The organism is Thioclava sp. DLFJ5-1, from assembly GCF_002020115.1.
In the GTDB taxonomy this organism is placed as follows: Bacteria; Pseudomonadota; Alphaproteobacteria; order Rhodobacterales; family Rhodobacteraceae; genus Thioclava; species Thioclava sediminum.
The window spans coordinates 297,356-320,794 of sequence record NZ_MPZU01000002.1 but is presented as its reverse complement, the minus strand read 5'-3'; the positions used below and the strand labels follow the sequence as shown (position 1 = coordinate 320,794).

General features: G+C 64.6%; 23 protein-coding genes. 8 read left to right on the top strand and 15 right to left on the bottom strand.

The annotated features are described in order from the left end of the window. Window positions 1-2 precede the first annotated feature (2 nt). From dxr to pyrH, 5 genes are all read right to left on the bottom strand, one after another. A complete protein-coding gene (dxr, locus tag BMI86_RS08875; RefSeq protein WP_246831675.1) occupies window positions 3-1,181 on the bottom strand; it encodes a 1-deoxy-D-xylulose-5-phosphate reductoisomerase in 1,179 nt (392 codons plus the stop codon). Window positions 1,182-1,184: 3 nt separating this feature from the next. Continuing rightward, window positions 1,185-1,982: a phosphatidate cytidylyltransferase gene (locus BMI86_RS08870; protein ID WP_279627338.1), complete on the bottom strand. Its 798-nt coding sequence runs from the start codon at window positions 1,980-1,982 to the stop codon at window positions 1,185-1,187. After that, complete coding sequence (gene uppS, locus BMI86_RS08865) at window positions 1,979-2,737, bottom strand: polyprenyl diphosphate synthase (RefSeq protein ID WP_093477136.1); 759 nt, start codon at window positions 2,735-2,737, stop codon at window positions 1,979-1,981. The genes BMI86_RS08870 and uppS overlap by 4 nt, the downstream gene beginning before the upstream one ends. Window positions 2,738-2,788: 51 nt before the next feature. Then, the gene (gene frr, locus BMI86_RS08860; RefSeq protein WP_078540818.1) at window positions 2,789-3,352 is read right to left on the bottom strand and encodes a ribosome recycling factor; all 564 of its coding nucleotides are present in this window, start codon (window positions 3,350-3,352) and stop codon (window positions 2,789-2,791) included. 89 nt (window positions 3,353-3,441) lie between these two features. Further along, window positions 3,442-4,173, bottom strand: coding sequence for a UMP kinase (gene pyrH, locus BMI86_RS08855; RefSeq protein ID WP_078520757.1), 732 nt, complete (start codon window positions 4,171-4,173; stop codon window positions 3,442-3,444). Window positions 4,174-4,291: 118 nt separating this feature from the next. Here pyrH and miaA point away from each other — a divergent pair, with 118 nt between their 5' ends. Together miaA and BMI86_RS08845 are read left to right on the top strand one after the other, a co-directional pair. After that, window positions 4,292-5,176, top strand: a complete 885-nt coding sequence (gene miaA / locus BMI86_RS08850; protein ID WP_143594745.1) for a tRNA (adenosine(37)-N6)-dimethylallyltransferase MiaA — start codon at window positions 4,292-4,294, stop codon at window positions 5,174-5,176. A gap of 108 nt (window positions 5,177-5,284) precedes the next feature. Then, window positions 5,285-6,178 carry a helix-turn-helix domain-containing protein gene (locus BMI86_RS08845; protein WP_078540816.1) on the top strand — a complete coding sequence of 298 codons (894 nt, stop codon included), beginning with the start codon at window positions 5,285-5,287 and terminating at the stop codon, window positions 6,176-6,178. Window positions 6,179-6,282: 104 nt separating this feature from the next. Here the strand turns inward: BMI86_RS08845 and adh are convergent, their stop codons facing one another. The 4 genes from adh to BMI86_RS08825 all read right to left on the bottom strand — a co-directional run bounded on the left by adh (window position 6,283) and on the right by BMI86_RS08825 (window position 12,435). Beyond that, on the bottom strand, window positions 6,283-7,809 hold the full coding sequence (gene adh, locus BMI86_RS08840; RefSeq protein ID WP_078540815.1) for an aldehyde dehydrogenase: 1,527 nt from the start codon (window positions 7,807-7,809) through the stop codon (window positions 6,283-6,285). 267 nt (window positions 7,810-8,076) lie between these two features. Next, on the bottom strand, window positions 8,077-10,452 hold the full coding sequence (locus BMI86_RS08835; protein WP_168173821.1) for a S8 family peptidase: 2,376 nt from the start codon (window positions 10,450-10,452) through the stop codon (window positions 8,077-8,079). Window positions 10,453-10,933: 481 nt separating this feature from the next. Further along, the gene (locus BMI86_RS08830) at window positions 10,934-11,752 is read right to left on the bottom strand and encodes a GNAT family N-acetyltransferase (RefSeq protein WP_078540813.1); all 819 of its coding nucleotides are present in this window, start codon (window positions 11,750-11,752) and stop codon (window positions 10,934-10,936) included. Beyond that, window positions 11,749-12,435: a GntR family transcriptional regulator gene (locus BMI86_RS08825; protein WP_078540812.1), complete on the bottom strand. Its 687-nt coding sequence runs from the start codon at window positions 12,433-12,435 to the stop codon at window positions 11,749-11,751. The genes BMI86_RS08830 and BMI86_RS08825 overlap by 4 nt, the downstream gene beginning before the upstream one ends. Window positions 12,436-12,663: 228 nt before the next feature. Here BMI86_RS08825 and BMI86_RS08820 point away from each other — a divergent pair, with 228 nt between their 5' ends. From BMI86_RS08820 to BMI86_RS08800, 5 genes are all read left to right on the top strand, one after another. Next, window positions 12,664-13,638, top strand: a complete 975-nt coding sequence (locus tag BMI86_RS08820; protein WP_078540811.1) for an ABC transporter ATP-binding protein — start codon at window positions 12,664-12,666, stop codon at window positions 13,636-13,638. 31 nt (window positions 13,639-13,669) lie between these two features. Further along, window positions 13,670-14,935, top strand: a complete 1,266-nt coding sequence (locus tag BMI86_RS08815) for an extracellular solute-binding protein (protein WP_078540810.1) — start codon at window positions 13,670-13,672, stop codon at window positions 14,933-14,935. Between the two features lie 75 nt (window positions 14,936-15,010). Further along, window positions 15,011-15,868 (top strand): ABC transporter permease, encoded by an 858-nt coding sequence (locus BMI86_RS08810; protein ID WP_078540809.1) that lies wholly within the window; start codon window positions 15,011-15,013, stop codon window positions 15,866-15,868. A 3-nt stretch (window positions 15,869-15,871) separates the two neighbouring features. Further along, a complete protein-coding gene (locus BMI86_RS08805; RefSeq protein ID WP_078540808.1) occupies window positions 15,872-16,708 on the top strand; it encodes an ABC transporter permease in 837 nt (278 codons plus the stop codon). A gap of 6 nt (window positions 16,709-16,714) precedes the next feature. Continuing rightward, window positions 16,715-17,365: an aspartate/glutamate racemase family protein gene (locus BMI86_RS08800; RefSeq protein ID WP_078540807.1), complete on the top strand. Its 651-nt coding sequence runs from the start codon at window positions 16,715-16,717 to the stop codon at window positions 17,363-17,365. Between the two features lie 94 nt (window positions 17,366-17,459). Here the strand turns inward: BMI86_RS08800 and BMI86_RS08795 are convergent, their stop codons facing one another. The 4 genes from BMI86_RS08795 to BMI86_RS08780 all read right to left on the bottom strand — a co-directional run bounded on the left by BMI86_RS08795 (window position 17,460) and on the right by BMI86_RS08780 (window position 21,626). Further along, entirely contained in the window at window positions 17,460-18,431 is a 972-nt protein-coding gene (locus tag BMI86_RS08795; RefSeq protein ID WP_078520769.1) for a GAF domain-containing protein, read from the bottom strand. Window positions 18,432-18,556: 125 nt separating this feature from the next. After that, window positions 18,557-19,291, bottom strand: a complete 735-nt coding sequence (locus tag BMI86_RS08790; protein ID WP_078541371.1) for an RlmE family RNA methyltransferase — start codon at window positions 19,289-19,291, stop codon at window positions 18,557-18,559. Beyond that, window positions 19,291-20,436 carry a Ppx/GppA phosphatase family protein gene (locus BMI86_RS08785; protein WP_078520771.1) on the bottom strand — a complete coding sequence of 382 codons (1,146 nt, stop codon included), beginning with the start codon at window positions 20,434-20,436 and terminating at the stop codon, window positions 19,291-19,293. The genes BMI86_RS08790 and BMI86_RS08785 overlap by 1 nt, the downstream gene beginning before the upstream one ends. 131 nt (window positions 20,437-20,567) lie before the next feature. Continuing rightward, a complete protein-coding gene (locus tag BMI86_RS08780) occupies window positions 20,568-21,626 on the bottom strand; it encodes an ATP-binding protein (RefSeq protein WP_078540806.1) in 1,059 nt (352 codons plus the stop codon). A 297-nt stretch (window positions 21,627-21,923) separates the two neighbouring features. Between BMI86_RS08780 and BMI86_RS08775 the strand changes: the two genes are divergently transcribed. After that, window positions 21,924-22,277, top strand: coding sequence for a hypothetical protein (locus BMI86_RS08775; protein WP_078540805.1), 354 nt, complete (start codon window positions 21,924-21,926; stop codon window positions 22,275-22,277). On the opposite strand, the gene BMI86_RS08770 is transcribed toward BMI86_RS08775, so the two are convergent. Then, window positions 22,274-22,795 (bottom strand): gamma carbonic anhydrase family protein, encoded by a 522-nt coding sequence (locus BMI86_RS08770; protein ID WP_078540804.1) that lies wholly within the window; start codon window positions 22,793-22,795, stop codon window positions 22,274-22,276. The two genes, BMI86_RS08775 and BMI86_RS08770, sit on opposite strands and share 4 nt — an antisense overlap. Continuing rightward, window positions 22,792-23,436, bottom strand: a complete 645-nt coding sequence (gmk, locus tag BMI86_RS08765) for a guanylate kinase (RefSeq protein ID WP_078540803.1) — start codon at window positions 23,434-23,436, stop codon at window positions 22,792-22,794. Before gmk ends, BMI86_RS08770 begins: the two co-directional genes overlap by 4 nt. Window positions 23,437-23,439: the final 3 nt, after the last annotated feature.

Below are 23,439 nucleotides of genomic sequence, written 5' to 3'. Positions count from 1 at the left end.
ACTCAGATCCTTCCGTGTTCACAAATCGCCATCGCGCGCGCCCGCGCTTCGGCGTCGCAGCTCAGAACCATATCGAGGTCTTTTGCGGCGATTCCAAGACCCTGGTCCCGCGACATCTCGCCCAGAGCCTTCTTGACCAGCGTGGCCATGTCGAGAAATCCGATCCGGCCCGCGATGAAAAGATCGAGCGCGACTTCCTTGGCGGCGTTGAACACGGTGCCCGCCAGACCGCCGGTTTCCATCACCTCGCGCGCCAGCCGCAGGGCGGGGAACCGCTCCAGATCCGGGGTGCGGAAATCGAGCTGTCCGATCTTCGCCAAATCGAGCTTCTCCACCGGCAGCGGTTTGCGCGCGGGCCAGTTCAGCGCATAGCCGATCGCGTGGCGCATGTCGGGCACGCCCATATGCGCCATCAGCCCGCCATCGTGGAACCCGACCAGCGAATGGACGATGCTCTGCGGATGGACGAGGACTTCGATCTGCTCCGGCGCGAAGCCGAAGAACTCTTTCGCCTCAATGACTTCCAAGGCTTTGTTAAACATCGACGCCGAGTCGATCGTGATCCGCTGACCCATGTCCCAGTTCGGATGTGCCGAGGCCTCGGCCACGGTGGCATGGGCGAGTTTCTCCATCGGCCAGTCGCGGAACGCACCGCCCGAGGCGGTGATGATCACCCGCTCGACCGCGGCGATATCCTCGCCGACGAGCCCCTGGAAAATCGCGGAATGCTCACTGTCGACCGGCAGGATCGTGGCGCCATGTGCGCGCGCCTCGGCCATCAGCAAGGGGCCCGCGGTCACCAGAGATTCCTTGTTGGCCAGCGCCAGTGTCGCGCCTTGCGAGAGCGCCGCGAAACCCGGGGCGAGCCCCGCCGCGCCGACGATACCCGACAGAACCCAATCCGCCGGGCGATACGCCGCCTCGATCAGCGCCTGCGACCCGGCGGCCACCTCGATCCCGGTCCCGGCCAGCGCATCGCGTAGCGCGGGCAGACACTCGTCGAAGGCCGTCACGGCCAGATCGGCCTTCAGCGCCACGGCCTGCTCGGCCAGCCGTGCGACATTGCGGCCTGCGCTGAGCGCGACCACGTCGTAGGCCTCCGCCCCGCCCTGCGCCATCAGCAGATCAAAGCAGCTTTCGCCGATCGAGCCGGTCGCCCCGAAGACCGAAACCTTCCGCATCGTTCAGCCTTCCGTCAGCGGCAGGGTCATCACCTGCGAGATCAGCATCAGGAACACGACCGCGCCGGTCAGCGCGTCGAAGCGGTCCAGCACGCCGCCATGGCCCGGGATCAGCGAGGAGCTGTCCTTCACGCCGGTCGCGCGCTTGATCGCGCTTTCGGCGATGTCGCCCAGCTGGCCTGCAAAGGCCAGAAGCGGCGAGATCCAGATCATCGCGAGCCCGCCGCCCATCTGGGCGAAGAGAAAGCCCACCAGCGCCGCACCGACCCAGCCGCCGACCGTGCCCGACCATGTTTTCTTTGGGCTGACCTTGGGCCAGAATTTCGGCCCGCCCACCGTGCGGCCCACGAAATATCCCATGATATCAGAGACAACGACCACCGCGACGATCCATGTGATCGCGCCAAGTCCCGCCCCTTCGCGCAGCGCGACAAGCCCATAGCCCGTCAGCATGATCGCCAGCGCATAGCCCGCGCCAAGCCAGCGCCGCCCGGTGCAGATCACCGCCGCCATGATCGGAACGATCAGCAGATAAAGCAGGCCATAAGGCTCATGGATGGCGAGGACGAACGTCAGTGCAGCCGCCGCCACCAGCCCCAGACCGACCGCCTTGCCGGGGCGTTCGGGGCGCAGCATCGCGGTGAGCTCCCAGATCATCAGACCCGTCACAAGCACCGAGAGCGCCGCGAAGACGGGTCCGCCCCACCAGATCGCGGCGAGCCCGATCGCGACCATCGCAAGCCCGGAGGCAAGCCGCGGGACGAGATCGCCCCATTTGCCGGTCCGCGGCGTCTCCGTCACGAGGCGACCCCGCCGAAGCGCCGCTCGCGCCCGGCAAACCGATCGAGAATATCGGACAGCTCGTCCGGCGTGAAATCGGGCCAGAGCGTCGGCGTGAATTCATATTCCGAATAGGCCGCCTGCCACGGCAGGAAGTTCGAGGTCCGCGTCTCGCCGGAGCTGCGGATCACCAGATCGGGGTCGGGCATGCCGGCGCTGTCGAGCCGCGACGAGATCATCGCCTCGTCCACCTCGTCGGCCGTGATCTTGCCCTCGGCGACGTCGCGCGCAATCGACTGCGCTGCGCGTTTCAGCTCGTCGCGCCCGCCGTAATTGATCGCAACCGCCAGCGTCAGCTTGGAATTGCCCTTGGTGCGGGTCTCGATCGCGTCCATCGTCTCGCGCAGCAGCGGGTCGAGCGGCGTGCGGTCGCCGATAAAGCGCAGCTCGACGCCCTGACGCGACAGCTCCGCCGCCTCGCGTTTGATCATCAGCCGGAACATCTTCATCAACCCGAGAACTTCCTGCGTCGAGCGCTTCCAGTTCTCCGTCGAGAAGGCGTAGATCGTCATGTAGCGGATGCCGAGATCGGGCGCGGCCTGCACGACCTTCTTGATCTGCTCGGCCCCCTTGCGGTGACCGGCCAGACGCGGCCAGCCCCGCTGGGTGGCCCACCGGCCGTTGCCATCCATGATGATCGCGACATGCAGCGGCGCCGGGGCGCCCCCCTCATGCCCCTGCGGGGTCTGGGCGATGTCGGGAATGCTAGGGGCCATCGGCGATGTGATCCTTTTCGCTCAAGACGCAGGGGGACTGAGGCAAAAGCCTCAGACCTGCATGATCTCGGCTTGCTTGTCTTCGAGCGCCTTGTCGACCTTGGCGATATGCGCGTCGGTCATGTCCTGAACCTCGCTCTCCCAGATCTTCACGTCGTCTTCGGACATGCCGTCGGCCTTGGCCTTCTTGATCTGGTCCATGCCGTCGCGGCGCACGTTGCGGATCGCGACGCGGGCGTGCTCGGCATATTGAGCGGCGACCTTGGTCAGCTCGCGGCGGCGTTCCTCGTTCAGCTCCGGGATCGGCAGCATGATGATCGTGCCGTTGGTCTGCGGGTTGATGCCCAGACCGGATTCGCGGATCGCTTTCTCGACCTTGCCGACCATCGACTTGTCCCAGACGTTGATCGTGACCATCCGCGGCTCGGGCACGTTCACGGTGCCGACCTGGTTGATCGGGGTCATCTGGCCATAGGCTTCGACCTGAACCGGCTCCACCATCGAGGCCGAGGCGCGGCCCGTGCGCAGCGACGCGAATTCATGCTTGAGCGCGCTCATCGCGCCATCCATGCGGCGTGCAAGGTCATCGGTGTCGATCTCGAAATCGTCGGACATTGGGTATTTCCCCGTTCTTGTTGAGCCTCGGGCCGAGCTTTAGCGCAGCTCGCAGGCGAAAACTAGCATTTGTGACCGTCGCGCGGCGCTCAGCCCTGCACTTTGGTGTAGGTGCCCTCGCCTGCCAGAATGCCGCGGAAGCCACCCGGCTCGTCAAGCGAGAACACGATGATCGGCTTGTTATTGTCGCGTGCGAGCGCGATCGCCGAGGCATCCATCACACCGAGGTTCTTTTGCAGAACTTCGTCGTAGCTGACGGTATCGTACCGCTTGGCGTCATCGAATTTCTGCGGGTCCTTGTCATAGACGCCGTCGACTTTGGTGCCCTTGAAGATCGCCTCGCAGGACATCTCGTTGGCGCGCAGCGTGGCGGCCGTGTCGGTCGTGAAATAGGGGTTGCCGGTGCCGGCGGCGAAAATGCAGACCCGCTTCTTCTCGAGGTGGCGCACCGCGCGGCGGCGGATATAGGGCTCGCAGACCTGATCCATCGGAATAGCCGAGATCACGCGGGTGAAAACGCCGAGGCCTTCCAGCGCGGATTGCATCGCCAGTGCGTTCATCACCGTCGCGAGCATCCCCATGTAGTCGGCCGTCGTGCGCTCCATCCCCTGAGCCGAGCCCGCAAGCCCGCGGAAGATGTTGCCGCCGCCGATTACCATGCAGATCTCGACGCCCAGATCGCGCACCGATTTAACTTCATGCGCTATACGCGAGACGGTCGGCGGATGCAGGCCGTAGCCCTGATCGCCCATCAGCGCCTCACCCGAGATCTTCAGTAGCACGCGATTGTATTTGGCCGCGGGATGCGTCTCGGTGCTCATCTGATCCTCCGATGGGCTGTTGTCATTGGCGCGCAAAATGATCCAAATAGAGCCGGGGTTCAACCTCTTGCGAAAGCGTAGAGCCCCGAGCCCGCCAGAAAGCCTGCAAGAGCCGCCGATGCCGCCTGCCCTGCCCGAAATATCGCCGCGAACGCCCGTGCTGATCGCGGGAGCGACGGCGTGCGGAAAATCGGCGCTGGCGCTGTCGATCGCCGAAGCCGAGGGCGGCGTGGTGATCAATGCCGACGCACTGCAGGTCTGGTCGTGCTGGAGGGTGCTGAGCGCGCGCCCCTCGCCCGAGGAAGAGGCCCGCGCGCCGCATGCGCTCTACGGTCATCTCGATCCCGGCGCCGACTATTCCGTCGGCCATTGGCTGCGCGACGTCACCCCGTATCTGGAGGCCTTTCACGCAGGCGGGGCGCGCCCGATCATCGTGGGCGGCACCGGGCTCTATTTCACCGCCCTGACGCAAGGCCTGGCAGAAATCCCTGAAACGCCGCCGGAAATCCGCGCCAAGGCCGACGAGCGGCGGCTCTCGGAGGGTCATGCCGGGATGCTGGACGAGCTCGACGATGCGACCCGCGCGAAGATCGACGCGCAGAACCCGATGCGCGTCCAGCGCGCCTGGGAGGTGCTGCGTGCCACCGGTGAGGGGCTCGCCACGTGGCAGGCCCGCACCCCGCCGCCCCTCCTGCCGCTCGACGCCGTGGCGCCGCTTCACCTCGATCCGGATCGCGACTGGCTGGCAGAGCGCATCGACCGCCGCTTCGATCTGATGCTCGAACAGGGTGCGCTCGACGAGGTCCGCGCGGTGGAGCCGATCTGGGATCCGAACGCGCTCTGGGCGAAGGCGATCGGGGCGCCGGAACTGATCGCGCATCTGCATGGCGAGCTCGATCTGAGCGAGGCGCGAGAGCGCGCACAGGCGGCAAGTCGCCAATATGCCAAGCGCCAGCGCACTTGGTTTCGTGGCCGCATGAAGGCGTGGCACAAGATCACGTAGACTGTGACCCTGCGGCAACTGGGTGCCCGGGATTCTGTGGAAAATTCCTTGGTTCACGCGAGAGTTGCGGGCTATCCTCCCGCCGAAATCGCGTAGGATCAAAGCATCGTGAAGCTCTTTTCGACACCGCCCCTTTCGCAGCTCTCGCAGGCCAAAACCGTGAAGCCCGGCGCAAGCGGCTCACCCGGCCCGGCGCCGACCGCGAGCGACCTGCCGAGCCCCCCGAGTGAGCCGCGGCTGGTGCAGATCGCGCATCTGGCAAAGGGCGGGCGCTGGCGGGTGGAGGCGATGCGCGCCCATTCCGAACCCTGCCTGCTGTGGTTCTCGCGCGGACAAGGCCGGATCACACTGGGCGGTGTGACCCGCGGCTACGGCCCCAATAACGCGATCTTCATTCCGCCGGGCGTGATGCACGGCTTCGAGATTTCCAACCAGACTCACGGTCAGGCGCTGTTCTTCGGCCGCGACACCGACATCACTCTGCCGCCCGCCGCCCATCACCTGCGGATCCGCGAAGCGATCGCGCAGGGCGAGATCGGCTCGATCTTGGAGGCGATCCAGCGCGAGAGCGAGAGCACGCGCCCTGCCGCCGACCGCGCGCTGCGCAGTCATCTGGGCCTGCTGAGCGTCTGGCTCGAGCGGCAGATCGCGAGCAATGCAAACGAGGCGATCCGCCCGAGCGCTGCGCGCCGTCTGGTCACGCGCTACGCCGTTCTGGTCGAGCGCGAGTATCGCGCGGGAACGCCGGTCGCGGATATCGCGCGCGAGTTGGGCGTCACGCCCACGCATCTGTCGCGCGCCTGCCGCGATGCCTGCGGGAAATCCGCATTGGAACTGATGCAGGAGCGACGGCTTTACGAGGCGCGCCGCCTGCTGCGCGACACGCCCGTCCCGATCAAGGATATCGCGCAGCTCTTGGGCTATCGCAGCCCGGGCTATTTCTCCCGCGCCTTCCAAGCGGGCACCGGCAGCACGCCTAACGCCTTCCGCCGCGCGAGCTGACCCGTGCCGGGACAGGCCGCCTGCCCGATCTTCCCCGACCCAGAGACATGAAAAAGGGCCGCGCCTTTGCAGACGCGGCCCGGGGTTTGGGGAGGTAAACCCTATCAGAAGAACCCGAGCTTGTTCGGATTGTAGCTGACCAGCATGTTCTTGGTCTGCTGGTAGTGATCGAGCATCATCTTGTGGGTCTCGCGCCCGATGCCCGACTGCTTGTACCCGCCGAAGGCCGCGTGGGCCGGATAGGCGTGGTAGTTGTTGACCCAGACACGACCGGCCTCGATGCCGCGCCCGAAGCGATAGGCACGCGAGCCGTCACGGGTCCAGACACCGGCGCCAAGACCGTACATCGTGTCATTCGCGATCTCGAGCGCCTCGGCCTCGTCCTTGAAGGTCGTGACCGACACCACCGGGCCGAAGATTTCCTCCTGGAAGACCCGCATCTTGTTGTGGCCCTTCAGGATCGTCGGCTGGATGTAGAAGCCGTTCGCCAGATCGCCGTTGAAGCGCGCGGCGTCACCGCCGGTCAGCACCTCGGCCCCCTCTTCGCGACCGATGCTCAGATAGGACATGATCTTGTCATGCTGCTCCTGGCTGGCCTGCGCACCGACCATCGTCTCCATCGCGCGGGGGTCGCCCTGCTTGATGGCTTCGACGCGGGCGATGCAGCGCTCCATGAACTTCTCGTAGATGTCTTCCTGAATGAGCGCGCGGCTCGGGCAGGTGCAAACCTCGCCCTGATTGAAGGCAAACAGCACGAAGCCTTCGACCGCCTTGTCGAGGAAGGCGTCATCCTCAGCCATCACGTCCGAGAAGAAGATGTTGGGCGATTTGCCACCCAGTTCCAGCGTGACCGGGATCAGGTTCTCGGTCGCGGCCTGCATGATCTTGCGGCCCGTCGCTGTGGAGCCGGTGAAGGCGATCTTGGCGATACGCGAGGAGCTCGCGAGCGCCGCGCCGACTTCCGCGCCATAGCCGTTGACGATGTTCAGGACACCATCGGGCAGCAGGTCGGCGATGACTTCCATCACGACGAGGATCGCCGCCGGGGTCTGCTCGGCCGGTTTCAGCACAATGCAGTTGCCCGCCGCCAGAGCCGGCGCCAGTTTCCATGCCGCCATCAGCACCGAGAAGTTCCACGGGATGATCTGACCCACGACGCCCAGCGGCTCGTGGAAGTGATAGGCGACGGTGTCGTTGTCGATCTCCGACATCGTGCCTTCCTGGCTGCGCAGAACGCCCGCGAAATAGCGGAAATGGTCGACGGCGAGCGGAATGTCGGCCGCCGTGGTCTCACGGATCGGCTTGCCGTTGTCCCAGGTCTCGGCGGCGGCGATCAGGTCGAGATTTTCCTCGATCCGGTCGGCGATCTTGAGAAGCACGTTCGAGCGCTCGGCAGCCGAAGTCTTGCCCCAGGCGTCTTTCGCGGCATGGGCAGCATCGAGCGCGGCTTCGATATCCTCCGCCGACGAATGGGCGACTTCGCAAACCTTGCCGCCGGTGATCGGGGTGATGTTGTCGAAATATTTGCCGTTTTTCGGGGGCACGAATTTGCCGCCGATGAAGTTGTCATAACGGTCGCGGAACGGCGAAACCGAAACGCCCTTGAATTCAGGTGCCATATCGTTGGCCATTGGTCTTCCTCCCAGATTGAACGCAACCGACAGGGCTGCGCGCCATGGAGATCAGACTGCCCAACCGCGCGCCCTGCGCATAGCCGCTCTGCGCTGGTGGAATGCATCATCTGTCTCGCGGCTGAGACAGGTGCAGCCGCAGCATTGAGGATTTGCAGGGGCGCTGAGACTATCGAAGACAGCGTGTGTCGCGCTCGCGTCAGTAAGCGAAGTCCTTAGACACGTGGATTTCACGACGGCAAGTCGTTCGGGGACATCCCGCCCGGATCAGAAACGCGCCGTCCATCCCAGCGAAACCCCCATCGCCGAACTCTGCCCCGGCTCGTAGACGAGCCCGGCACCGAGTCGCCCGATCCCGGCCTTGCGCGAATAGCCGATCTGCAGGTCGGTCTGGGGGGCCGCGCTTTCGATATTCACCGAGGCTGTTGTCATCACGACCTTTTCGGACCGCGTATTTCCGACGGCTGCGCCGACAGCGGTCGGAACGCTCATCGTCAATTTCCCCGAGGCGAGCGCGATCGGCGTCGAAACCCCGACAGTGATGCGGTCGTCCCCGGTCAGAAAACCGGTCTTGCTCAGGCCTACGGCATAGGCGTTCGACCTCAGCCCGCTGCCGGATTGGAGCAAACCGTTCCCGGAGAAGCTGGAGCTGCCATTGGCGGCCGTAAGCTCGAGAGTTGCCCCGTCTCCGAGAGCGACATTCATCCCAAGCTGTACGAAATGGGTATTGCTCGAAAGCCCGCCGCCAAACGCGCCCCCCACCGAGGTGCCCAGGAAACCGCCGTCTTCGTGCAGATTGCCGACGGTCATCGAAAGCGTGCTGGCCCCGAACCGGGCATTGAGCGAACCGGCGATATATTGCGAGCTAACATCGCCCGCGCCGCCGCCTGCCTGCGAAATCGAGGCCGATACGCCATCGCCGAGACCGATTTCGTAGTGAAGCGCGGAGTCGGTGTCGAAAGATTTCAGATAGGGCGCGGCCATCGCGGCACTGTCGACCCATTTCGTTCCGGCAATCGCGGAGCTATCGCCATGCGACAGCGACAGGGTACCGGTGCCTGCGCTGAAATTGACCGGAGCGGTCGCCCCCATCGCGAAAGTCTCGGTGGAGGCCTGCGCGGCGCGGGCATCGGCATAGTCGGCCACGAAGCTGCTCGCCGCCACGTGATAGCCGCGATCATAGGCATCCGTGACGATCATCCGCTGATTGGAGAGTGTCGCGCGCAGCGCGCCTGCGACACCGCGGGTTGCGCTGATCGTGCTCTGGGTTGCCGGCACGGACGGGCCGTCGAGCGAGCTCGTCGTCTCGACTTTCAGCGTTCCGGCCGGTGCCTGAGCCTGCCGGAGATTGAGCTCGCCCCAGCCATAGATCGGGTCGATCCCCACCGCACCGAGATCGGTCGCGCTGTTTTCGAGGATCTGCACGATTTGCTGACCGGTGAGCTCGGGGAACTCGCTCTTGAGCACCGCGACCGCGCCGGTGACATAGGGCGTCGCCATCGAGGTCCCGCTCATATAGGCGTAATCGCTCCCGAGATCGCTCGGGTAGGTCGAGAGGATATCCACGCCCGGCGCGGCGAGACAGTAATTCATCGCCTCGCCACAGCGGTTGGAAAAACTGGCGATCTGGTGGTTGCTGTCCACGGCCACGACACCAAGGATCGAGCCTTCCATTTCCGGAAAATACTCCGGCAGGCCCGCCATCAGGCTCGGATTGGCTCCACCGTCATTGCCCGCGGCGAACACGCTGACCATGCCCGCCTTTGCCGCCGCGTCGAGCGAGTCGATGGTGGCCGACCCAAGCTGTTGGCGGATCTGGTCGGCGCTCGAAAACTGGTCGATCGTGAGTGTCTTGTTATTGCCGTCGACATAGGCCCAGCTGTTGTTCATCGAGACCGCACCGGCATTGACCGAGCGCGTGACCGCATCGGCGTAGCTGCCCGCAGGCACCGAGCCTCCGACGCCTTGCAGGATCATCAGCTTGGACCCCCAGGCGATCCCCTCGATCCCCTGCCCGTTCTGCACACCGGCAACGATCCCGGCCACATGCGTGCCGTGCCCGTCGGTGTCGGTGACGTCAGAGGTGTTGTCGAAATAGCTGTAGGAGAGCGCGCCATCGATGTTGCCAGCGAGATCGGGATGGGTCACATCCGCGCCGGAATCGTAGATCGACACGAGCGTTCCCAGCCCATAGGCCCCCTCGGCGTAGCGATAGGCTGCCTCGGTCTGCGCAAGGCCGCCGCTTGCATAATACTCGTCAGTCTCAAAACTGCTGACGCTGCCGCCAGTGCCGGTATACGGCGCGTTGCCCGAGGGTGGCGGCTGGGTGTTGCTCGAGGAGCCGGATGAGCTCGAGGACCCGCCTCCTCCTCCCCCCGCAGCGGCGGCCAGCCCCACCACACCAAGGCCAAGGAGCAAGAGCATGCTGTTGGAGCCGGTCACCGATGTCGTGCTGGCCGCGGCAGTGTCCGCAGTATTTCCCGAAGTGGTATCAGGCGAACCGGGCGCGGCGGCGGGAGCCTGCGCGAGACCGTAGGAGACCGTCGTGCGACCCGCGAGCGCGATCCGTTGAGTGAGATCCTGTGCATGCACCTGTGTGACGGCAAGCGAGGTCAAAGCCGTCGCCGCCAGAATACGTCCCATCGTCATCAAAATCCCTTTCGCGGAAAAATGCCTGCTTCGCGGAGGTCCGGTCTTCTTTTTGTCTGGATAGCCTCAGCGATACTGTGCTTCTCCCCTTGCTTCAACGACACTTGAGTTAAGCATCGGTTAAACGCGCTGGCATGTGTCGATAGCGACGCAGGGCGCCCTCGGAAAATTCATCAGGGCGCACTTGGAAACGCAGGAGACACGGTGCGAAATCTCAATGTTTCTTGGCCCTACTTCACGAAGTCGCAGATGGTGGGAGGTCGGATGCGCTGCGCCTCGCAAGCATGCCGGTCGCTTCGGATACACGAACAATTGAAACGTCATCGCTCGCTCGGTCGGGTTGCATCGGCCCCTTTCGGCACAATCTGCAGCGTAGCGGGTCGCGTACCGCGGCGCGCGACGTTGAGCGAACAGCACGCATCTATGACAGAACAGGCGGCCAAACGCCCCGCGTCTGACCTACGTCGATGCGCGCTCAACCAAGCTCCATCGTTGCGATGGCCTGCAAGGATGCCGTCGTCTTCGGAGCGGTGCCGCGATACATGCGCGCCGTCTCGAAAGCCGGGGTGAAGCCACAGTCCGACAGACGGGCCCTGAGCATCGCGTTGCTCTCAGGCAGATCGATTGAGACGGGCGCAGTCGGAAAGCGGTGCGCCGCGGCGCGTGCCAGCCGCATTGCATCGTCACTCCGCACGGCAATGATCGGCCCGATCTTGAGCCCCTCGCGACATTGCCGCACGGTCGCGAAGCCTGTGCCATCGCTGAGCCAGACCGTCTGGCGAGATGGGCCGGGGGCGAGCCAGCAGCTCAGGAAAGCGTCTCGCCGCACGCCAGATGCCTGCGCATCAAGCGCAATGAGGTGCTCCAGGTCAGAGGGCTCGGCCAGCACGACGCCTGTGTCGTCTTCGCGCGAAAGCATGCCCGTGAGCCGCAAGCTCGCGCCCTGACGTCGGAACCCGGAACGCGCGTAATTGTCCTGCTGCGCGGCCACGCCATCGAGGCCGACGCTGCGATCTCCCGCATGGCGCAGCGCATGTTGCCACAGGGCGAACCCGATGCCCTGCCCCCGGACTTCGGGCTTGCAGATGTAGAGCCCCAGAAACGCATTCTTCGCATCATGATTGACCACAGAGATCGCAGCCACCGGCGCGCCATCCGCCTCCGCGACGAAGAACCCTTGGGGATCGGCTGCGTAGAACGCCTCGGCATCCGCGAGACCGGGGTTCCATCCCTCGGCGGCGGCCCAGTCGAGAACCGTCTTCAGCTCTGAGAGATCGGCATTGCGCAGGATCATGCCCCCAAGGCCTCGCGCAAGCTGGCAGGGGCGGACGTGCGGTTTCGCAAGTCGAGAGAGCTGAGGAGGTCGAGAAGGTGATTTTTCATCAGCTCCTCCGCCAAGTCGGCATCGCGTTCCGCAAAGGCGCGCATCAAGGCATGGTGCGCATGGCTTTCGCAAAGCGCCCCGCGCCGGTGCCAATAGAGCGCGATGATCAAAGAAGACCGCGCGACCAGCTGGGTGATGAATTCGGTGATCGTAGCCTGATCGGCAATCCGTGCGATCTCGAGGTGGAACTGCCCCGAGAGAAAGAGCGCCCGGCCCGCCTCGCCCTCGTCGATCGCCGCGTGCTCTTCGTCGATATGACGCTGGAGGGCCGCGAGGTCGTCCTCGGTGATCCGCTCCGCCGCTGAGCGCGCGGTGCGCGGCTCGAGCAGAGCGCGCGCCTCGAAAACCTCGCGCGCCTCTCGCACGGTGGGCTGCGCGACATAGGCCCCGCGGTTGCGCTTCAGCTCCACCAGCCGGTCATGGGCCAGCCGCTGCAGCGCGGCGCGGATGATGGTCCGCGAGACACCATAGATCTCCCCCAGCTCCTCTTCCGACAGCTTGGTGCCCGGCATCAGACGATGCTCGTGGATCGCGAGCGCCAGATCATTGGCGATCGTGTCGGGCATCGGGGCAGCGGGGAGCGGGTCGTTCATCTTGAGGTCCTTTCGCTCACACGATGCCTCGGGCGATCCGCGGAGGACAAGCTGGATCGCTTCGATTCGGATTGTATACAATGTTGTGTCGCAAATTTGCGCATGCAGAAAATTTTTCTGCTCAAATTCGAGGCAAGATCGGATTCACGACGCCGTGAGTTCGGAAAATGATGGCGAGCTGTCCGCTTCGCACCGAAGGCTGAACCCAGATCGAAGGGAAGCGATGCGATGCGAACGGCACATGATCTCGAACTGGTGAATCTGACGAAGCGGTACGGCGACACGGTCGCGGTGGACGCGATCAACCATGTCTTCGCGCCGGGCAGCTATGTCTGCCTGCTCGGCCCCTCGGGCTGCGGCAAGAGCTCGACGCTACGGATGATCGCGGGCCATGAAAGCGTGAGCGAAGGCGCGATCCGCCTGAACGGCGTTGATGTCTCCGCCCTGCCCCCGGCCAAGCGCGGCACGGCGATGATGTTCCAGAACTACGCGCTCTTTCCGCACCTTTCGGTCAAGGACAATGTCGCTTTCTCGCTGCGGATGAAGGGCGTCGACAAGACCGCGCGCCATGCCAAGGCGATGGAGCTTCTCGAACTCGTCGATATGGCGCATCTCTCCGAGCGTCTTCCCACGCAGCTCTCCGGTGGGCAGCAGCAACGCGTCGCGCTGGCGCGCGCGCTGGTCACCGAACCGGAAGTGCTGCTGCTCGACGAACCCCTTTCCGCACTCGACCCCTTCCTGAGGGTGCGGATGCCTGCCGAGCTCAAGCGGCTGCAGCGTGAGCTCGGCATCACTTTCCTTCATGTCACCCACGGGCAGGACGAGGCGCTCGCGCTCGCCGACGAGGTCGTGGTCATGAACAACGCCGTCATCGAACAGGCCGGACCGGCCCGCGAGGTGTTCAACACGCCCCGGACCGAATTCGTGGCGCGCTTCATGGGCGGTCACAACGTGGTCACGCTCGACGGAAAACTCCATGCGATCCGTTCGGATGCGGTGCGACTTGGCCCCGAGGGGATGCCCGCGACGGTCAGTGCGATCGAATATCAGGGCGACCGCGTCGCGGTGACGGCCCAGGCCGAGGGTCAGGAGCCGATCATCGCGCTGATGAGCGACGAGGCCTTCTACTCCGACAACATAAACCCGGGCGAGCAAGTGCGCCTTGCTTGGGATGAGGGGCGGCTGCACCGCCTCCGTGCCTGAAATCGACACTCCAACAGAGGGATACGTGACAATGTCGAAAACCGGTTATACCCGCCGCTCGATTCTGAAAACCGGAGCGGCCGCGCTTGGCGCCTCCGCCCTGCCCGCGCCGATGATCTGGGCGCAGGAAATCAAAAACATCACGCTGCGCCAGTTCGGCACGGGCGTGTCGAACCTCAATGACGTGGCCAACAAGGTGAAGGAAGACCTTGGCTTCACGCTCGAGATGACCGCGCTCGATTCCGACGCGGTGACCCAGCGCGCGGCTACCCAGCCCGACAGCTTCGACATCGCCGATATCGAATACTGGATCTGCAAGAAGGTCTGGCCGACCGGCAACCTGCAGGCGATGGATACCTCAAAGATCAAGAATTACGACAAGATCGTCGGCATCTTCAAATCCGGCAAGCTGACGCCCGAGAGCGAGATCGCCCAAGGCACCGCGCCCTCGACCGTGGGCTTCGTCGAGGGCCCCGGCGGCACCACCTTCGCCGAGAGTGAAACCGGCTGGATGACGCTGATCCCGACCATCTACAACGCCGACACGCTGGGCATCCGTCCCGACCTGATCGGCCGTCCCATTGAGAGCTGGACGGAACTCCTGAACCCCGAGTTCAAGGGCAAGGCCTCGATCCTCGACATCTCCTCGATCGGCATCATGGACATGGCCATGGTCTGCGAGGCGATGGGCGAGATCCAGTATGGCGACAAGGGCAACATGACCCGCGAAGAGATCGACAAGACCATGGCGATCTTCACCGAAGCGAAGAAGAACGGCCAGTTCCGCGCCTTCTGGAAGACCTTCGACGAGAGCGTGAACCTGATGGCCTCGGGCGAGGTGGTGATCCAGTCGATGTGGTCGCCCGCGATCACCGCGGTGAAATCGCGCGGCATCGATTGCGTCTACCAGCCTCTGAAAGAGGGCTATCGCAGCTGGGGCGGCGGTCTCGGCCTGTCCAAGTCGCTCTCGGGCATGGAGCTGGATGCGGCCTATGAATACATCAACTGGTATCTCTCGGGCTGGGTCGGCGGCTACCTGATGCGTCAGGGCTATTACTCGGCCGTGCCGGAAACCTCGAAGGACTTCATGTCCGACAACGAGTGGGGCTACTGGTTCGAAGGCAAGCCCGCGACGGATGTCATCACCAGCCCGACCGGCGACAAGCTGGCCGAAGCCGGCGAGACCCGCGACGGCGGCTCCTTCTACGACCGAATGGGCCATGTCGCGTGCTGGAACGCCGTGATGGACGAGAACCAGTACATGGTTCGCAAGTGGAACGAGTTCATCGCCTCGTGATGACCGTGGTGGGGGGCTATCCGCCCCCCACACCCCCCCGAGGATATTTGAGCCAAGTCGAAGGGCAGGATCGCGATGAAAGTGACCCGCGAGACGGTGACGGGATGGTTGCAGGCAGCGCCCCTGACGGTGGTGCTGCTGGGCTTTCTGGTCGCGCCGATCATCACCATCGTGATCGTCAGCTTCTGGCAGGCGACCGAGTTCTCGATCATCCCCGCCTTCAGCTTTGAGAATTACGAGTTCCTGTTCGGCTCGCCGGTGACCTACAAGGTCTTCGCCGCGACCTTCAAATACGCCTTCCTGACATGGGCGATGACGCTCGCGATCGGCTTCACCGTCGCCTATTACCTCGCCTTTCACATCCGCAGCCAGACGATGCAGATCGCGCTGTTTTTGCTGTGCACGATCCCGTTCTGGACCTCGAATATCATTCGCATGATCTCGTGGATCCCGTTCCTCGGGCGCAACGGGATTGCGAACCAGACGCTGATCTCATGGGGCGTGATCGACCAGCCGTTGGAGTGGCTGCTCTATTCCGATTTCTCGGTGATCCTCGCCTTCGTGCATCTCTACACGCTGTTCATGGTCGTGCCGATCTTCAACACGATGATGCGGATCGACCGCAACCTGATCGAGGCGGCGCGCGACAACGGTGCGAGCGGGTTCCAGACGCTGGTTCATGTGATCATCCCGCTGACCAAACCCGGCATCATGATCGGCACGATCTTCGTGCTGACGCTGGTGATGGGCGACTTCATCACCGTGCGCTTCATGTCCGGCTCGCAGCGGGCCAATGTGGGGCGGCTGATCTCCAACGATATCGCGCTGCTGCAATACCCGTCCGCGGCTGCCACGGCGGTGGTGCTGCTGTGTACCGTGCTGATCGTGATCGGGATCCTGCTGCGCTTCGTCAACATCCGCAAGGAGCTCTGAGCCATGGAGAAACGTCCGCGCAGCTTCTACGTTCTGACCGTCATCTTCGCGCTTTTCGTGCTGTTCCTTTACGGGCCGACGATCACCATCGGCATCCTGAGCTTTCAGGGGCCGGAAGGCGGGCTGACCTTCCCAATGCGGGGCGTGTCGCTCAACTGGTTCCACGAGCTGTTCCAGCAGCAAGCCGTGGGCGATATCTGGGGCGCGTTCCGGCGGTCCTTCATGCTCGGCCTGTTGGTCATGGTGACGACGGTCGTCGTCTCGGTCATGGCGGGCCTCGCGTTTCGCAAGAAATTCCCCGGCTCCGGCATCCTCTTCTACCTGACGATCGCCTCGCTGGTGATCCCCTCGATCCTGATTTCGCTGGGCGTGGGGCTGATCTTCAACCAGTTCGGGCTGAAGGTGCATTGGGCGACCTCGGGTTTCGGCTCGCAGCTGACATGGACGCTGCCCTTCGGCCTACTGATCATGTTCGCGGTCTTCAACCGGTTCGACAAAAGCTTCGAGGAGGCCGCGCGCGATCAGGGCGCAAGCGCATGGCAGACGGTCCGCTTCGTGGTGCTGCCGATCATCGCGCCGTCGCTAATCGGTGTGGCGCTGTTTGGCTTCACGCTGAGCTATGACGAATTCGCGCGCACGCTTCTGACGGCGGGCAGCTACAACACGCTGCCGCTCGAGATCTTCGGCATGACGACGAATGTGACGACGCCCGTGGTCTATGCCCTGGGCACGCTCACCACGGCGTTTTCGCTGCTGATCATCGGGGCGTTCCTGATCGCCGCCTGGGTCATGGCACGGCGGCGCGCCCGGCTTGGATCGGATGCCGGGAAAGGCGTTTGATCCCCGATGCGCATTCTCTACATCAACCCGAATTCGACGGCGTCGATGACCGATCAGATCGTGGGCATTGCGCGGGCCGCGCTGCCGGACGCCGAGATCGTCGGCTGGACGAATGCGGAGGGGCCACCGGCCATCGAGGGGCCCGAGGATGGCGCGCATGCCGTGATCGGGCTGAAGAAACTGCTGCCCGAGGCGAAGGGGATTGGCGCCGATCTGATCGTGATCGCCTGTTTCGACGATACCGGGCTCGAGGAGCTGCGCGCCGCCGCCCATTGCCCGGTGATCGGGATCGGTCAGGCCGCCTATGTGATCGGCGCGCTGGCGTTCGGGGCGTTCTCGGTGGTGACGACCTTGCCTGTGTCGGTGCCGGTCCTCGAGGAGAACATCGCGCAGTACGGGCTTGCGGGTGCGTGCATCGCGGTGCGCGCGAGTGGGATCCCGGTGCTGGCCGTCGAAGAGGGATCCGAGCCTGTCCGCGTGCGCCTCTCCGAAGAGATCGCCGCAGCCGGGAAGGAAGGCGCGCGCGCTGTTGCGATGGGATGCGCAGGCATGTCGCATCTGCGCGCCGATCTCTTCGAGAGAACCCGCGTTCCGCTGATCGACGGTGTCATCGCCTCGGCGCATCTGGCGCGGGCGATCCGGGCGACCCTGATTTGAGATCAGAGGCGACGTGGTCGCCATTTCATCAACGAACAACGAGACCCTGAAGGCCTAGGGCCGGGCTAGGTACCCTGCCCCGCGCACCCACGGCTCAGACCCCGAGATTGAGCGCCTTGGCCTTGCGGTAGAACGTCGCCCGGCCGATGCCGAGATCGCGCGCGGCCGCCGAGACATTGCCGCCGTTGCGGGCCAGCGCGCGGGCCATTTCGGAGCGTTGCGCCTCTTCGAGCCCGTTGCGGATGCCGTGTTCCAGCAGGTCCGACGCCGGAAGCTGGCCGATCTGCCCGGCCTCGATCCCGAGATGCCGCCGCGCGGCGCGAGTCGCGCCGACGACCAGATCGTCGCGGTCGAGCGCCAAGAGCATCACGCCCTGCGCCCCTGTCTCGCCCGAGCCGGTCGAGAGGATGCGCGCGCCGTCATAGGAGGCACGGAACAGGTCCGCCTCGATCCGGTGGGCTGCGTCCTGCACGGTCAGCGCGACGAGCCGCGCATAGCCCTCGGTCATGTCCGAGCGCGCCGAGCTGACATCGATCACCCCCGCAAGATCGCCCTGCGCGCCGAAGATGGGCGAGCCCATGCAGGTCAGCACGGTGTTGCGGGTGCGGAAATGCTGATCGCGCCAGACGGTGACGGGGCGCGCCTCGGCCACGCAGGTGCCGATGCCGTTCGTGCCCTCGACCCCTTCGGACCAGTCCGAGCCGGGCGCGAGGTTCGAGGAATGGAAGTCATCGACATCGGCGTCGCGCAAACGCTCGTCCAGCACCAACCCGCCCGCATCCGACAGAAGCACCGTGCAGCCCGCATCGCCTGCCGCGCGCGACAGCCGGTCGAGCACCGGCGAGGCGATCCGCATCATCAGACCCGCCCGCTCGCGCCTCTCGCGCATCTCGGCCTGGGTCAGACGCTCGTTGCGCCCGCCGGTTTCGGGGTCGATACGGTGATGGATCATCGAGCGGCGCCAGCTCGCAGCGAACCCCGCCCGCGTGGCGGATTTCGGCGAAGAGACGACCTCGCGCACGATATCGGCATGTTGGCGCGGAACGCCTGTATGCAGTGACGGCATGCGAAAGCCTCCCTCTCTTGCGCAGCCTATGAAAGCTCAAGCAGGTTAGGCCGATTCGGACCTTACACAACGTAAATTCCCGCTGAGCGGGCCGGAACCTGTCTCGGGGGTGAGACAGTCGCGGCTCAGTCCTCCTCGTGCCGCCGCCCGCGAAATCCCTGTGCGACCACGAATTTCTCCGAGCTGTCCGAGCGCGAGGCCGGCGGCTTCACATTCGCGACTTTGGTGAAGTTTTTCTTCAGGATCGTCATCAGCCCCTGCTCCGCGCCACCTGCGAGGACCTTGGCAACGAAAGTGCCGCCCTCTTCGAGCACGTCGAAGGCGAACTCCGCCGCCGCTTCGCACAGCGTGATGATGCGCAGGTGATCGGTGTTCTGGTGCCCCGAGGACGAGGCCGCCATATCCGACATCACCACATCCGCAGACCCGCCGAGCCATTCCTTGACCTTGTCGTCGGCGCCTTCCTCGAGGAAATCGAGCACGTGGATCTCGGCCCCCGGGATCGGATCGACCTCCTGCAGATCGACGCCCAGAACGGTGCCGACCTTCTTGCCCGATTTCTCGCCCAAGGCGTTCACGCGCTTGACCGCCACCTGACACCAGCCGCCGGGCGCGCAGCCCAGATCGACCACCCGCGCGCCGGGCACGAGGAAGCGATACTTGTCGTCCAGCTCGAGGATTTTGTAGGCCGCGCGTCCGCGATAGCCCTCTTTCTTGGCGCGCTGCACGTAAGGGTCGTTGAGCTGCCGCTCCAGCCAGAGGGTCGAGGACAGCCTGCGCCCCCTCGCCGTCTTCACGCGCACGCGCAGGTCGCGCTGCCCACGTCCGGAAGTGTTCTTGCCGCTGGGTGTCTTCGCCATCATTTCATCTCTTCTAACACGCCGTCACCGGCCATTTGCGCATAGAGGAGCCCCTCGCGCAGGCCACGGTCGGCAATGGACATCTGGTCGGTGGGCCAGACCCGCATCAGGGCCTGCAGGATTGCAGCCCCCGACATAATCAAAGTGTGCCGGTCGCGCCCGATCCGCGGATCCGAGCGCCGCCCGGCAGGCCCGAGTTGCAGGAAGGAGCGGATCACCGCGTCGATCTCGCCCGAGGTCATGGTCAGCCCGTCGACCCGGTTGCGGTCGTAGCGCTTCAGGTTGAGGTGGCAGGCCGCGACGGTCGTCACGGTGCCCGAGGTGCCGATGATCTGGAAGCCGTCCTGCGGGCTGCCCGCCGCATAGGGCGTAAAATCGGCAAGCTTTTCCTCGAAGAACCAGCTCATCAGCGCAAAACGCGCGGCGTCATCTTCGACATCGGCGAACTGATCCTTGAGCGTCGCGACCCCCAGCGGCACCGAAATCCAGTCGACCACCCGCGCCGCCGGGTCCGGCCCGTCGGGCTGGTTGAACCCCTGCGAGAGCCGCATGATCGCGCGGGCGCGGTCGCCAGGCGGCACGTCTTCGAGGTCGATCCAGACCAGCTCCGTCGAGCCGCCGCCGATATCGACCACCAGCACCTGCTCGGAATTGGGCGACACCAGCGAGGCGCAGGAAATCACGGCCAGCCGCGCCTCTTCCTCGGGCGGGATAATCTCCAGCGGCAGGCCGGTCTCGCGGCGCACGTAGCGGATGAAATCGCGCGCGTTCTTGGCGCGACGGCAGGCTTCGGTCGCCACCAGCCGCATCCGGGTGACCCCGTGCGTTTCGATCTTGCGGCGGCAGATTTGCAATGCCTGAACGGTGCGCGACATCGAGCTGCGCGACAACCGGCCATAGGTTTCAAGACCTTGGCCCAGCTGGACGGCTTTTGAGAAGCTATCCACGACCTGAAACTGAGAACCCCTTGGACGGGCAATCAGCATCCGGCAACTGTTGGTGCCAAGGTCGAGAGCGGCATAAAGCCCCTCGCCGGACTTGGCGGATTTGGTCGCGGGGGACTCGACCTGAGCCGGTTTCACCGCCCGCGCGGGCGATGCAGCTGTCGGGAGCGCGCCCGCCGACCGGGGACGCTTGGGCGCCATGATTACGCCCTCCGATTTGAAGTTGCTCTAAAGCTATCGGTTTGCGCCTCCCGGTTCAAGGGAGCGCGACGCGGAAGTGATAGAAGGTCAGACGTTTTCGCGGGCCGCAACCGGGTCGCCCCGGCGCGCCCTCAGACCGCGGGAAGGATCACCGTGAAGCAGCTGCCCTCGCCCTTCTTGCTGTCGACGCGGAAGCGCCCACGGTGGCGCGCCACGATATGCTTGACGATGGCGAGCCCCAGCCCGGTGCCGCCCTTCTCGCGCGAGCGGTGGGTGTCGACGCGGTAGAAGCGCTCGGTGATGCGCGGCAGATGCTGTTCGTCGATCCCCTCGCCGCGGTCGATCACATCGACGCGATAGGCTCTGCCGCGCAGCACCGGTTCATGCGCGATCGCCGAGACGCGCAGCCGCACCTCGCCGCCCTGCCCGCCATATTTGATCGCGTTCTCCACGAGGTTCGAGAAGACCTGCGTGAGCTGATCGGGATCGCCCTGCACCGGCAATGCCCCGGTCTCGCCCTCGGAGATCAGCTTCACCTGTGCCGCCTCGGCAACGGGTTCGAGCGTCTGCGTGACGCCCTTGAGCACCAGCGCCAGATCGACCTTGGTTGTCGGGCGCATCCGTTCCTCGCCCTCGACGCGGCTGAGCGAGAGAAGATCGCCCACCAGACGGTTCATCCGCGCGGCCTCGCGCTCCATGATCGACAGGAACCGATCGCGCGCCGCCGCATCGTCGCGCGCGCTCGAACGCAGCGTCTCGATGAAGCCCATCAGCGCGGTCAGCGGCGTGCGCAACTCATGGCTGACATTGGCCACGAAATCGCGCCGCATCGCTTCGGCGGTCTCCAGCGCGGTGATGTCCTCGAAACTCGCCAGAACCGAATTCGTGGAAAGCGGGCCTTCCGGCGCGGGCGGCAGCGGAGAGAAATGCACCAGCGTGATCGTCTCGGCCTGACCGGTGGGATGCAGCCGCAAGCGCACCGGGTCGGGCCGCGCGCCGCGAAGTGCCGCGCTCACCGCTGCGCCGAAACCGGGCTGGCGCAGCACCGTCACATAGGGCCGCCCGAGAAACTGCGTGCCGAAAAGCCGGTTGGCCGCGACATTGCCCTGCGCGATCCGCTCGTCGCGCCCGATCAGCAAAACCGCGCTCGGCAGCGCGTCGAGAACCTGTCCGATCGCCCCTTGGCTCATTGCCATGCCTCCCCGCCTGCCATCGCTGTCGCGGCAAGGGTTGAGCGATGCGGCGCGAGCTGTAAAGCCTTGCCATCCCCGAAAAACCGACCCCTGCTTCGGTTTTGCAACTCACGCTTCGCAGTCAACAATCAGTGCCTTGTGAAATAAGTGAAAAAACGCTAAACCTAGGCGTGTATTTCATGGGATCTTTCCGGATCCCGTCACTTACACCGCGGGGGCGATGAGGTTTGCACTATTACTATGTCAAGAACCCCCCGTTCCCGTCTCGCCTTACAAGCCGTTCTCTTTCAATGTGTGAAGGCGTCTGAGACCAGCAACCTGCTGCTGGTCGACCCCGCGCGTGAGCTGCCGTCTTCGCTCAAAGAGATCTCCGGCCAGGCGATTCAGGTGCTTCAATACGACCAGATCACCGCGCAAAAGATGGTGAAGCTGCGCCCCGAACTGGTGCTGGCCCCGCTTCTGTCGGAGAGGTTCGACATTCTAGACCTCGCGAAGCGGCTCGAGGAATTCGGGTTCACCGGCAAGCTGCGGGCCTATTCCCGCCCGCTGCCCAATATCGCCGCCATCCGACAGGAGGTGCGCGCTGCGCATCCCCAGCTCGACTTCGATATATTCACCCTGCCGGTAGGTGAGTTTCGCGACAATTAACCGATCGCTTTGAGCCCCTTCGAGAAGCGCGCAGCGTTTTCGCGGTAATGCGCGGCCGAGCCCAGCAGCGCCTGCAGCGCCTTCTCGTCGAGCTGGCGGACCACCTTGCCCGGCGCGCCCATCACGAGGCTGCCATCGGGGATTTCCTTGCCTTCGGTGATCAGCGCGCCCGCGCCGATCAGGCAACCCTTGCCGATCTTCGCGCCGTTGAGCACCGTCGCCCCCATCCCGATCAGCGAGCCGTCCCCGATCGTGCAGCCATGCAGCATCGCCTTGTGCCCGATCGTGCAATTCGCGCCGATGGTCAGCGGAAAGCCCATATCGGTATGGCAGACGACGTTTTCCTGCAGGTTCGAGCCCGCGCCCACGCGGATTTCCTCGTTATCGCCGCGCAGCGTGGCGCCGAACCAGACCGAGGCTTCGGCCTCAAGGACAACCTTGCCGATCAGATTGGCGTCCGGCGCGACCCATGCGTCTTCGGCGATTTCGGGGGCGATCCCGTCCAGTTCGTAAATCATCTCGTCTCGAACTCCCTGTTCAGTTTTCGCACGAATTCATTCAGCCCGGTCTGACGATCGCGGCGGCTGCGCTCGGCGGTCAGGATGGTGCGCAACTGCTCCTCCGCGCGGTCGAGATCGTCATTGACCAGAACATAGTCATATTCCGACCAATGGCTGATTTCGGCGAGCGATTTTTCCATCCGGCCGTTGATCACGGCATCGCTGTCCTGCGCGCGGCTGCGCAGACGCTCTTCCAGCGCCGCAATCGAGGGCGGCAGGATGAAGATCGAAACCACGTCCTTGCCCAGCGAGGAGTTGCGGATCTGCTGCCCGCCCTGCCAGTCGACGTCGAACAGCGTATCGCGCCCCTCGCCCATCGCGGCCTCCACCGGCCCTTTCGGCGTGCCGTAGAAATTGCCGAACACCTCGGCATGTTCCAGCATGTCGCCCTGATCGACCATCTTCTCGAACTCGGCGCGGGATTTGAAGAAATACTCCACCCCGTCGCTCTCACCCGGACGCGGATCGCGCGTCGTGGCCGAGACCGAGAAGCGCAGCGTGGGGTCCCAGGTCATCAGCCGTTTGGCAAGCGTGGATTTACCTGCGCCCGAGGGCGAAGACAGGATGATGAGAAGGCCGCGGCGGCTGGTATCGGGCATCGG